Source organism: Kitasatospora sp. NE20-6, assembly GCF_045862635.1.
The window spans coordinates 1-11,645 of the sequence record NZ_BPRL01000118.1 but is presented as its reverse complement, the minus strand read 5'-3'; the positions used below and the strand labels follow the sequence as shown (position 1 = coordinate 11,645).

Sequence of the window (11,645 nt, the reverse complement as noted above, 5' to 3'; positions counted from 1 at the left end):
AACAGGGCTCCCGGGTTGAAGCGTTGGCGAGTGAGATCACCAGTGCAACAGCCGGGAGCCCTGTTGCGTCACGCCCCACTTCCTCAATCCTGTCGTCACCCTCGCAGCTCAGGATGAGAAGGGCTCACTGGAGTTGATCTCGGCATCCAAGCGGCCGAGTTCCGATTGCACCACGGTGAGCCTGCGGATCCTCTGGAGGGAGCGGACCACCTCCGGGACGGAATCACGGTCGTCCGCGATGACATGCTGGAACACCGACCCCAGAAGCCCGTCGTCGGCGAGCAACTGACGCGCAATCTGTTCCGCCCGCGGAAACCGGCCGCGGGCAGGCTTGCGCAGTGCTGCACGGCAGGCATCCTGGGCCCGGGCCAGGTCGCGTTCCAAGGTCGCGACGTCCTCGATGACGTTCAGCGGCGGGCACTCCACCAGCGCCCCTGACAGTACTCGCCGGGCGATTTCCGACGCGATGGTCCCGAGGTTGTCCTCCAGCCGCGGAGCCAGCTCGTTGAGCCTTGCACCTGCCGTGTACTCCCCCGACACCAGGCAGGTCCGGATGATTGCCGGTACCACGAGGGCGGCGGCGGGCCAGTCCACCGCGACCGCTTCCACGTCGAGACCGGTCATCTCTTCGGCCAGGGCCGCCGCGCAGCCGCCCGCCTCGGTGCGGATGCCGTGTGCATACGCCGCGATGCGCAGCGCGGCCTGTCGCTGGGCGCTCCAGTCTGCGGCGGCTGCCACGTGGTAGGCCAGGCCGTAGCGCTCACTCGGAAGCAGGCTCGCGATGGTTGCAGTGGCCAGGTCGTCCGTGTCAGGGGTGTTGTGGGCATCCGCGGTCGGCTGACCGGTGTGGTTTTCCTCTCCTCGGTGGTGGCCAGGGCTTTCGGTCTGGACCGGTGGGGCCACCAGGGTGGGCGGCTGTTCTGGCTGACCGGTCCGTACCGGTGGGGTGGCGGGATCGGGAGTGGTGATTGCCTTCGGTGGGTCCTTCGGGACAGCTTCGGTGGTGGGGCCGGGCGGGGCCGGCGTGTCTGTGCCGGTGTTCTCCACGCCGTGCGGGGTCGCGCAGGGCTGAGGCATCGGAGCCAGGACGATGGTGTGGAAGTTGAACGCGAGGGTGGTCAGCTCCGGCAGGCCCTGGACCAGTGCGCTCTGCAGCGCCAGCATCTGCCCGGTGTCCGTGGCTTCGCTGCCGACTAGGGCGATCAGTCGCGGCAGGGCCGCCAGAGCGTCGGCTCTGGTGCGGAGCTCCTCGGTCCAGGCCGTGGAGGCAAGGAGGTCGCGACCCAGCTGCTGGGCCACGGGCAGCAGATCGAATGCCGGTGACCCCTCGGGGGCCCGCAGATCGGCTACGGCTGCCAGTTCGGTACGGACGAGTTCCTCGGCGGCCTGCGTTCCGGCCTGTTCCTCGGCTTTCTCTGCGGCCGACTCCATATCCGCGACTTTCGCCTGAGGTGTGCCGAGTCCGAGGTCGGAGAACAGTTCCAGGGCCTCGTCGAAGTCACGCGCGAGTCGCTGAAGGGTGGCGAGATCGGAGTCCAGCGGCCGCGCCCCGTCGCCGACTGCGGAGGCGATCCGCTCAGCCGACGGCTGTGTCGTCGTCACCGTCGCCCGGAGATCGGCGAGTAGGGTCCGGAGGCCGGCCAGATCGCCCGAGTCGGCGTCTGCAGGGGCCGGGCGTGGTGCGGGCACTGCGGCTTGGGAGGGGAACAGTTGCTCGTCCGCCGGTTCGAGGATCTCGCTCTGCCGGTCGGGCGGGGTGTCCTCGCCGGGGTGGACCAGGTGGGGGACCAGCGCGAGCACGGCGTCGGCTGCGGCTGCGATCCTCGACACGGCTTCCAGGTCGAGGTCGGAGGTCATCCAATCGAGCTGCAGCGCCCAGGCCCAGATACGGGCGTCGTTGACCTCCGCCGTCGCGTGCGCCCACAGACACAGACGCAGCATCCCGTGCGTCCAGGGCGGAGTGTCGGCGAGGGCATGCGGATCGGCTTGGTGCGAGGCATGGATCAATGCGGGTTTCACCCGTCCGCTCAGATGCCGCAGTGCATGACGGGTGCGGGTGGAGTCGGGAGCGCGCCGCATGCGGGTGAGCATGTCCCGGCACATCGGCAGGTTGACTCTGGCAGCGGGGACGGTGATGCCGAGCGCCTGCAGGGCGTGGGTGCGCTCGGTCTGCTGCATCGCTTGGAGCGTTGTCAGGAGATTCTGTTCGGTCACGCGGGCCAGCGCCGGGCGCAGGGGGTCGGTGAGATGGGTCAATGCCAGGGAAAGGCCCTGCAGGGCGGCGGACACCTCGTCGGGTGGGGCGGTCAGGGAGACCGGGTCGGGCGTGAAAACGGGGTAGGGCTCCTCGTCCGTGCAGTTCATGGGGGAAGAGGGTCGGTGCTTGGTCAAGAGCGACTCCGAGAGGTGGTTTTCCAGAATCGAGCGGTGGGTGGGTTCAGCTGCCGCGGCGGTGTTCGAGTACGTAGGTGTAGCCGGGTGGGATTTCCGGGCTCCCGATCAGCCCCCACAGCTCCCTGTCCCGGCGGTAGGCCTCGCGGGCCTCGTGGCTCGGCCGGTGGTCGAGGTGCCCGATGCGGCGTAGGTGGCCGTGCACGCGGTGGCCGGCGGCGGGACGGTGGTCCTCCGGTCGTACCGGGACGTGCGGCGTCCGGTTCGGCATGTCTGTGCGCCGGGGCGTGTAGCAGAGGAGCCGGATCTTCGGCTGTCCCGCAACGACAGGGTGGTGGACCTTCCCCGACGGTTCCTGGCTGCCCCACTCCTCGGTGAGATCACCTGCCGCGAGCATGGCGTCGACAGTCTCTGCGAGCTCCGGCAGGGCCATCGGCGCCTGCCCCGGTGACGTGCGCGCGATGGCTTCGGCCAGGCGTCCGGCCGGGAACAACGCCCGGCCGAAGTTGTCCAGGAGCCCCATGATCCGGACGGCACGCAGCACGCGCGCTTTCGGTGTCAGGTCCGGCATCCAGCGATCCTTGGCCCAGGTGTTCCCAGGAGCCGTGTCGCGAGTCCGTACCCGGGCATCGAAGCGGTGCCGGATCTCCTCTCCGTCGATCAGGATGGGGGCGTCCAGTAGCGTGGTGCGGGCCCGGACGGCACCGCCGCCGCGCACCCAGCTGAGCGTCAGCAGCATCCCGGGGACGAACTCCAGCGGCCAGTCCACGTCGCAGAGATGGCTGCGGTCGCCGTCGGTTTCGAGGGAGGTCATGAGAATGCCGTCGCCGGGCGGCAGCGGATGCCCGGCATGGTCGAGCTCCAGGCGGACCTGCCGGCCCGACCACTCGGTCCCCCTCAGTCCCTCGGCCACCGCCGTTGGCAACGGCAGGACCGAGTCCAGGATGTGCCGGAGACGAAGAGGCTGGGTCCAGTCGATCTGGCTGTTGGCCACGGTGAGTCCCCCGATCACGCCGAGATCCGAGTCGTCGGGCAGCCATGGAGGGGCCACCTCCGTGTGGGTTTGTTCGTCGGCTGCGGCACACTCGTGCACCTCCTGCTGCACGGCCGGCGCCGGATGTTCCTGCGAGAGGGTGTCCCGCCAGCCACGGCCCCCCGGTTCGTCCGGCCCGACTGAAGCTCCGGCCTCGCCCGGGCACTCGGCCCGCCAGACACCGCCGCTCTGCCAGGCATCGTCCAGACGCAGGTACACACCGTTGTCCAGGAGTCCGGTCTCCTCGTCGGACTCCGAACGCACGTAGTCCGTGATGAGCAGGTTGGCGTGGCTGACCACGGTCGGGTAGGCGAGGCCCATGAAGAGGCCTTCAGTGCCGTGGAGCGCACGCAGCGCGGGACCGACAGCGGTGTGGTGTGCGGTGGGGCGCGGTACGGCGCCGCGGCGTGCGCGAGGAACGGCCGATCGCGCGACATCGACGGCCAGGTGCTCGAGAACGCTCCGGCCCAACGGGCCGTCGTCGGCGAGCCGGGCCGCGTAGGAGCCGCGGGTGACGGCGTAATCGCCGTGCATCCGCAGATCGTCGCGGCTGCGCAGGATGTCACGAAGGGTGCGCAGGACACCCTTCAAGGCGCTCTCCAACTGCTCGTGCCCGGCACCGGGAGCCAGCAGGGTGGGAAAGGGGGCGGGCGCGAGGGGACTGAGGAGGAGCGTGCGCCCGGCGGTACTCATGAAGCGTGCATAGAAGTCGATGTCGCTGAGGTTCGCCGCCGTCTCAGAGTCGTAGCACGCGTTCAGCAGCACATGCCCGTCCGGGTCCACCCACCGGCCTTTGCGCCGCATCCGCCGGAGCTGCGCCGGGGAGGCGGACAGTCCGTGGCCGAAGGCGTCGGTATCGATCACCAGTCGCTCACGCAGTACCGGCGGCTCCCCCGTGGTGACCTCACCGGGCCCGGCCGCGTTGCCCGGGGCTCCGGAGACCCAGCTGGGCAGCTCGCCCCAGCCGGCCGCGTCGACGAGGGGATGGGCCCCCTCCTTGTAGACCACCTCGGCCGGGAACGCCTCGGCACCGGTGCGCACGTTGACCATGGCGCCGACGGGCAACGCGGCAGTGGCGTCACCGAGGCTGACGGATGGGAACGCGTCCAGTTCGAGGGGGCCTCCGACGTATCCGCCGGCCCCCACGTCGTAGCCGAGGAACACGGCGTTGAACGCGACCGCGACGTGGACAGGGCAGCCGCGGGCGGCCACGAGAGCGCTCAGGTACAGGCCGAGCGGCTCGGCCTCACCCGGGTCCACAGCGGCGAGGCCGAGTGCCATCGCAGAAGTGAGCAACGGCGGGTCGTCGTACGGTCGCCACAGGCCCTGGCTCGGAGCGACGGAAGCACTGGCGGAACTGCTGTACAGGATGGGGTGGCTCCTCGTGCGATCCAGGCGGGTGGGGCAGGAACAGCGGTCGGGCAGTTCAGACCGTGCGGCCGGCCCGTAGATGCGGCACGGCTCGCCAACGGCTCTCCTCAGCACGCACTCGGTCGGCTGCGGCGAGACGGGCCAGAGCCGCCTCCACGTCGGCGTGAGCGACATCGGCCCGGGCACCGAAGTGCCGGCTGTTCCGCAGGGCCGGATGCAGCCGGGCCCGACGCCCGAGCCGTGGCGAGTACCAGGACTCCTCGCCGCGTAGTGCCCGCCGGATCGCGTAGGGGTGCAGGCCCCGGTGCACCGTCCAGATCAGCTGGTAGATCTGCTCGTCGAGCCGTCTGCGTAGATGCTCCGCGTCCACCCTCGGGCTGGCCCCGCGCAGCAGCCCGATCGGTGTCGCGAGTGCCTTGGCGGCGTCGGGCCGGACCTCCTCCCTCGGAAGTCTGGGATCTTCCCAGCAGGCGGAGCAGCGGTTGGCCGCGCTGGTGCAACAGCCGGGCGGGAGGTTGGGCACGCCGAAATAGTCGGCGAACTTGCGCTGCGAGCAGGTGGCGGTGTCGGTGAAGAAGTCCCGGAGCAGAGCGGTTTCCCGGGCGCTGCGTTCCGCTCGGCCGGCCATCAGCCGCGAGAACGCGGCAGGCATCGTGTTGTGGTGGATCCGAAGGCCGCTCACCATGTGGTCGCTGGGTGCGGCAGACACGTCCAGGACACCGCGGTCGTGGAGGTCCGCGAGCAGTTCCCACGTTCCGGCCGGCCCTTCGGCGTACTCGCGGTAGCCGTCGACGGACCGGGCCAGCACCCTGTCCAGGCGGACGACGTCCAAGGTACTCCGGTGGAGGCGGCCCGGGCCGGGGGAGCGAGCTGGCAGGGCCAGGACCACGGCCGCCACCGCCTGCTCGAACGGGTCGGCGGCTGACGATCGCTCGGACTCGCCCTCACGCACCGCGCACCGCGGAGGGAAGTCGCCCAGGTCGGTCACCGCGTCGAGACCGGCCAGGGCAGTGAACGTCCTCATCACGCCGGTGCGGTAGGCCTCCGCCGTACGGGTCCGGCGGGCGTCCTCCTCGGTGAGCCGGCCGGCCGCCAGGTCCTCGCCCATCAGCGCGTCGGCGATCTGCGCGGCGTCGAGGAAGCCGTCACGGGCCGCAAGCACCCGCTCGCCCATACGTACGAACAGTGACGGGGCCAGGTCGTTGCCGGTCATCCAGGCAACGGTCCGCAGTCCCCGGCCGGTCAGCAGAGCCAGTCCGACGTTGGGTGGCTCGTCTGCCTCGCCGGGTGCCCCGCGCCCCGCGACGTCTCGGCCCGCCCGCCCGACCTGCTGGTACAGCGCCGCAAGATCCGTCGGCGCGGACGCGCAGAAGACCGTTCGGATGTCGTCTCGATCGATACCGAGGCCGAACGCAGTGGTGGCCACGACGATCAACGGTGCGAAGCCCTCCTCGCCACGGCGGGGCGCCTCACGGAACTCGGCCATCACCGCGGCCTTCTCCGCCTCGGTCAGCCGGCCGTGGAAGCGACGGACACGGCGGCCCGACTCGCCCAGATAGTCGCGAAGATGAGCATGCAGAATCACCACCTCCTTGACCGTCAGGCAGTACACCACCGCGTGATCACGCACGGTGTCCACCACCTCCTCGGCGAGCCTGGCCGCGGTCACCGGCCCCGACCGTCCCAACGCCCTGCGGAAAACCGCAAGCTCCGGGCGGATGGGATTCTCCCGAACCGTCACGAGCGAGCCCCGAACGCCCGGCGCCCGCTCCTCCCGCCGTCCCGCCGGACTTCCCTCCGCAGGTGGCTCGCCCGGCAGCCCGAACACGCCCTCGCGAAGACCCGCATGAACAGCACGGTTGGCCGTGGCCGTCAGAGCGGTGACGGGCAGACCGAAATCCGCACGCAGCTCGGCCAGGAACCGCTCCACCCGCTGCATCCCCGGCCGGAAGTCATCCCACTGCACGACCGTGTGCGCCTCGTCGAGCACGATCCTGCCGACCCTGCCCAACTCCACCCCTCGGCGGACCAGCTCCCGGAAACGCCGCTGACACAGCCGCTCCGGACTCACATACACCAGCTTGATTCCATGCTCACCGCGCCCCAGCAACTGCTCGGCAACCTCGGTCTTACCGGCCCGGCTGCTCGACTCACGCAATGGCGCGACTAGCGCACGAACCGCACCGCCGATCGACCGGTTCAACTCCAACGCCTGATCCTGCATCAGCGCCACCAGCGGGCTGACCACGATCGTCGTTCCCGGCATCACCAGAGCGGGAAGCTGAAAGGTGTAGCTCTTGCCGAACCCGGTCGGCAACAGCGCCAGCACATTGAGCCCCTCGGCGACCGCACCGATCACCGCCCGCTGGGCAGCCTTCAACGAGAACGACCCAGGATCGTCCATCAACCGCAGCAACCCCGCGACCTCGGCGCTGCGCCGGAGGACCTCCTCGACCAGCGACCCGCGCCGGCGCAGTTCCGTCACCTGCTCAGGACTCAGCTCAAGCTCCCGGATCCGCCGGGTCTGCGGCAACAGGACGTGTTCCACAAGCGCCTCCGGCCGGGACAGCTCGGCAGCCCGCTCACGCGCCAGGAGGCCGTGGTCCGCGAGGAAGCCCCAGATCCTGGCCCAGCCCTCCGCCATCCTGACGACATTCCCGCCACCGGGCTCGCCGGTGACCGGATCGGCGCGCAGCAGTTCGGGGTCCAGACTGCCCAGGAACGTCCGACGGTAGGCCCGGCGCACAGCGGAGCGGCCGGCCAGCTTCCGGTCGGAGATGACGACGATGCCGCGGTGCCGGTCGGATCTGATCAGACGGCCCACCGCCTGGCGAAGCTGGATCGCCGCCAGCGGCAGGTAGTAGTGGTAGGTGGCGAAGGCATCGGGATCCTCCTCACAGGCCGCCTCGGCACGAGCCCGCACCGCAGCCCGCCGCGCCTCGACGAGAGGCGCGGCGAACGGCGCGAACGGCAGCTTGTTGATCCAGACCAGACGCAGCCGACGCTCGTCCCCTACATCCACGCCCTGCCAGAGACCGCGGGTGCCGACCAGAAAACCGCCTCCGTCGTACCGGTCGGTGAAGCCGCCGAAGCCACGACTGTTGCCGAGCGTGACAGCATTGAGGACCGGTGCCTGGTGGCCCCGGCGTCGAAGCTCGGTGGAGAGCAGGTCGCTGATCCCCGCGGCAGTGGCGCGCGCTGTGGTCAGGACCAGAGCACCACCGTCCCAGCCGCCCCGCTCCACCAGGCTGTCACCCTCCTCCGATGCAGCCGGCCGCACCATCTCCGCCGCGTACCCGGCCAGTTGGTGGGCGACCGTCCGCATCGCCCCGTCCTGCTGCTCCGCCCAGGACGGGAAGTCTGCGAGGCACACCACTTCGGTCTGCCGCCCCAGGGGGAAAGGCGACCGCAAGTGCAGGGCGGCCATGCCGGCAGGCAGGCCGAGACGCTCGCGGACGAAGTCCCAGCTGCCTGCCACCCTCAGGGTCGCCGAAACGTAGTACGTGCGGGGGAAGGCCGACAGGAACCGCTGCCAATCAGGATCGGCTGGCAGCTCGATCGGGCTCGAGGAGAGCCGGAACCGGTAGTTCCGCAGCCCGGCGCGAGGGATCTCGCTTTCCTCTGCGTACACCAGCCGGTTCGCCGTCGGAGGCAGTCCGGGCAGGGCTTCCTGCTCGGCGGACTGCGGCACTCCCTCGTGTTCCCCGACCGCCTCGTCCTCCGTCTCCGGCGTGCCGGAACGAGTAGCGGAGAAGGCGGTGAGCGGGACAGCACCGTCGGACGCTCGCGAACGAGGCTGTGGGGTGGACGTCGACGGGCCGAGCACCGCATCGATGTCGGAGATCACCGTGTCTGCGGCTGCCTTGAGATCACCGGCCCGGGCGTACATCGCGGCGAGGCGTTCGGACTCGAAAAAGTCGAGCGTCGAGGCATGCTGCGCCGCGTGGGCGGCCAAAGCCGCGGTGAGCCTGCCGGTGAGAGTGGCCAGTGTGCGCAGGTGACGCTGAACCGCGCGTGTGGCTCGGATCCCTGAGCTGCCGCTGAAGGGGCCCGCCAGAGTGGTCGTGCGAGAGCCCACGAGGGCTCCGCCGACGGCCGACCCGTCGAACGCCTCCGCCACGGCACGGGGAAGTTGCTCGTGGTCCAGCATGCTCTCCAATTCGCCGAGCACGTCCTGGATCTTCCGCCCGGTGAGGCCGGAACATGCCGTACGAGCCCACGCGGTGCACTCGGCCACCATGTCCTCGACGGCTGCATAGTCCAGGGAGATGGTGAGTGCCGAGGTTGCCGCATCCTCGACCTGATGCGCCTCGTCCATCACCAGGAGGACTTCTCCGGGCATGGCACGCAGGTCGTCGAGGTGCGAGAGGACGAGGGCATGGTTGGCCAGCAGCAACCGGTGAGCGGAGAGCGCCTCGCGCACGGTGTCGGTATGCCTGGCGAGAAAGCTCTTGCTGGAAGGGAGGTACTCCCCTCCGACTCCCTGGGACAGCGAGAGCAGCCACTCGCCCAGCCTCGGCCCGATGCTCTCCACGAAGTGCAGGGGTACATCCACCGGATCCACGGAGCGGGCTGTCCAACTCAACGGCGGACGACTGGCGGCGGCGAGGCGTAACCACAGGTAGACCAGCAGTTCGCGATATTCGGGCTGCTCGAGGAAACGCCGACCGCCATGCGTGTCGCGGCCGACATCAGTGGCCTCCGCCAACGCCGAAGTGAGGCTGCGCAGGGACAGCCGGTTGGCGCTGCCCTTGATCAGATCGGACGCCGCCAGCAGACCCGGCGTCGACCTCTCCAGCGCATCCACATCACGGGCGAGCTGGTTCTGCAGCTGCTTGGTGTTGGTAGCGATCACCGCAACCCGGTCAGGCGCGCCTGCCAGCCAGTCAAGCGCGGACGCCAGCACCGCCAGGCTCTTACCCGTGCCTGTCGGGGCCTCCACCAGGGCGGGCACCGCAGCGTCGGCCCAGGCATGCAGGGCGGCGGCCATCTCCTCCTGCGCCTCACGCCGCTGAGCCTTCACGCGGATCATGGAGGCCAGCAACGTCGGATCAACCCGCCCGTCAGTACCTCGCAGCGAAGCACCGACAGCTACAGCACCCCTCCCCGAAGCCGCTCCGGCATTCCGACGCGGAGTATGTTCCGTCAGAGTCCGCCCGACCTCGGCCGAGACGGCGGCCGCCGTCCAGGACACCGGGGCGGTGACTGGCAGACCAGCGAGGTGACGCAACAGGAGCCACGAGCGGGAATCCGGACAGACCGCGAACACGAGATCCCGCTGCTCCGCAGGCCAGAGCGCGTAGGCGGAGCCGGCCCGGCGCAGGATCCGAGACAGCAGCACGGCATCGTCCACCGCGTCATGAGCGGTCAGCCCTGCCCGATCGGCCCCGAGCTCCTTCGCGACGGACACCAGCCGGTGACTGCCGGAGACGGGCAAGAGAGCATGGGCGAGATAGAGCGAGTCGGCCCGAGGGGTGTCCAGAACAGGGATGCGGGCCCGTCGGCACTCCTCGTCCAGCAGCGGGAAGTCGGCGGCGTTGCCGTTGTGAGCGATGATCAGGTCCGCGTTGTCGCAGAACGTCCGCAAGCCTTCGATGGCTTCGCGCACACCGACAGCCTCGGCAGCGTGTCGCTTGCGCCGCACCGGGTCGGAGAGCTCCCATTCCGCGTCGGGAAGTGCGACCCATCGTTCGAATCGGGGCTGCTCCGCGGTCCAGGACTCATCGGTGCCCATCCGCGCGGCGCCGATTTGGAAGATCCGCCGGTCCGTCCACGGCGCAACGGCAATGCTCCGTGAGATGCTTTCCAGATCGAAGGCCACGGCCCGGAACCCTGAGCTGCATGTGGCTGGCTCGATGGTCCGGGCCTGGGCCAGGGCGGGCACGGGCCCTGGAACGCGAACCCGACCGGTCTCCTCGATCAGCGCGCCGCCGGCGATGGCTCGCTTCAGCAGGTCTGAGACCCGTGCCGCAGGGAATCCCGGGTACTTGCTCCGGACTGCCGCGGTGAGATCAGGGACTGTCATTCCGTCAGTCGTCTGTGCCACCAGATCGACAAGCCGAGTTACGGAGGACGGCAGGGAGGTCTGGACCGGCGGATGTTGCCCTTGTTGCACGCCACCTCCGCCGACCTGTTCCGAGCCGCCATTGTCATGCCGTTGGTACATGCGGTGCCGAGGGTTGTCCGATTCGTAACATGCGCGGCCTCTGAGCCCGTCCATCCCCGTTCGCCGGTCAGCGCTTCACGAGCGGGCCTTCTCGACGGCGATGGCGCTCTGCTCGAATCTTCCGCCTCGCCGGGCGGATGTGGGGGCTTCGCCCAAGGCCGGGTAGTTAACGTATTTCCGCTGGTGGCCAGGGGTTTGGTGACCACTGTGTGGCGGTGTAGAGGCCGGGCCCGATCTTGTGGATGAGGCCGTTGGCAGCCCAACGGTTGAGCTGCCGATACATGGTCTCCAAGGTGATGTCGCCGAAGCGGGCCGCGATGTCGCGGGGCCGCCACGGCCGGTCGGGTTCTTCGTGGAGCAGGTCGAGGATGCGGTGCCGACGACGCTCGCAGTGGACGGTGTGCCGGTCGTCTCGGGAGGCTGCGGGCAGCGGGGCTGTTGATCTGCGGGTTCGAGGATGGCGACGTCGAGGCGGGTGACGGTCCGGCTGCTGTCCGGGCGGCCGTCGTCCTGCCGCTCGGCGTATCGGGACACCGGCGAGCGGACCTTGCGGGTGCTGACGCGGGGCCGGCGGGGTGGGAGGAGGCCGGCAAGGACGCGCCGGCCGATGACACCGATGGTGCCGGCGTTCGGGAGCGTGGTGATGCCGGCGGCCTGGACGGTGAGGTCGCGGGCGGCCTGGAG

4 protein-coding genes are annotated in these 11,645 nt (G+C 69.9%); 1 reads left to right on the top strand and 3 read right to left on the bottom strand.

Annotated elements, in window-relative coordinates; translation table 11 throughout:
- Positions 1-108: 108 nt before the first annotated feature.
- From SNE206_RS39325 to SNE206_RS39315, 3 genes are all read right to left on the bottom strand, one after another.
- The gene (locus SNE206_RS39325) at positions 109-2,364 is read right to left on the bottom strand and encodes a hypothetical protein (RefSeq protein ID WP_407918400.1); all 2,256 of its coding nucleotides are present in this window, start codon (positions 2,362-2,364) and stop codon (positions 109-111) included.
- 73 nt (positions 2,365-2,437) lie between these two features.
- Positions 2,438-4,705, bottom strand: a complete 2,268-nt coding sequence (locus SNE206_RS39320; RefSeq protein ID WP_407918399.1) for a hypothetical protein — start codon at positions 4,703-4,705, stop codon at positions 2,438-2,440.
- 145 nt (positions 4,706-4,850) lie between these two features.
- Complete coding sequence (locus tag SNE206_RS39315) at positions 4,851-10,616, bottom strand: DEAD/DEAH box helicase (RefSeq protein ID WP_407918398.1); 5,766 nt, start codon at positions 10,614-10,616, stop codon at positions 4,851-4,853.
- A gap of 783 nt (positions 10,617-11,399) precedes the next feature.
- Between SNE206_RS39315 and SNE206_RS39310 the strand changes: the two genes are divergently transcribed.
- Positions 11,400-11,645, top strand: a 246-nt coding sequence (locus tag SNE206_RS39310) for a hypothetical protein (protein WP_407918397.1), incomplete at its 3' end; no start/stop codon positions are given.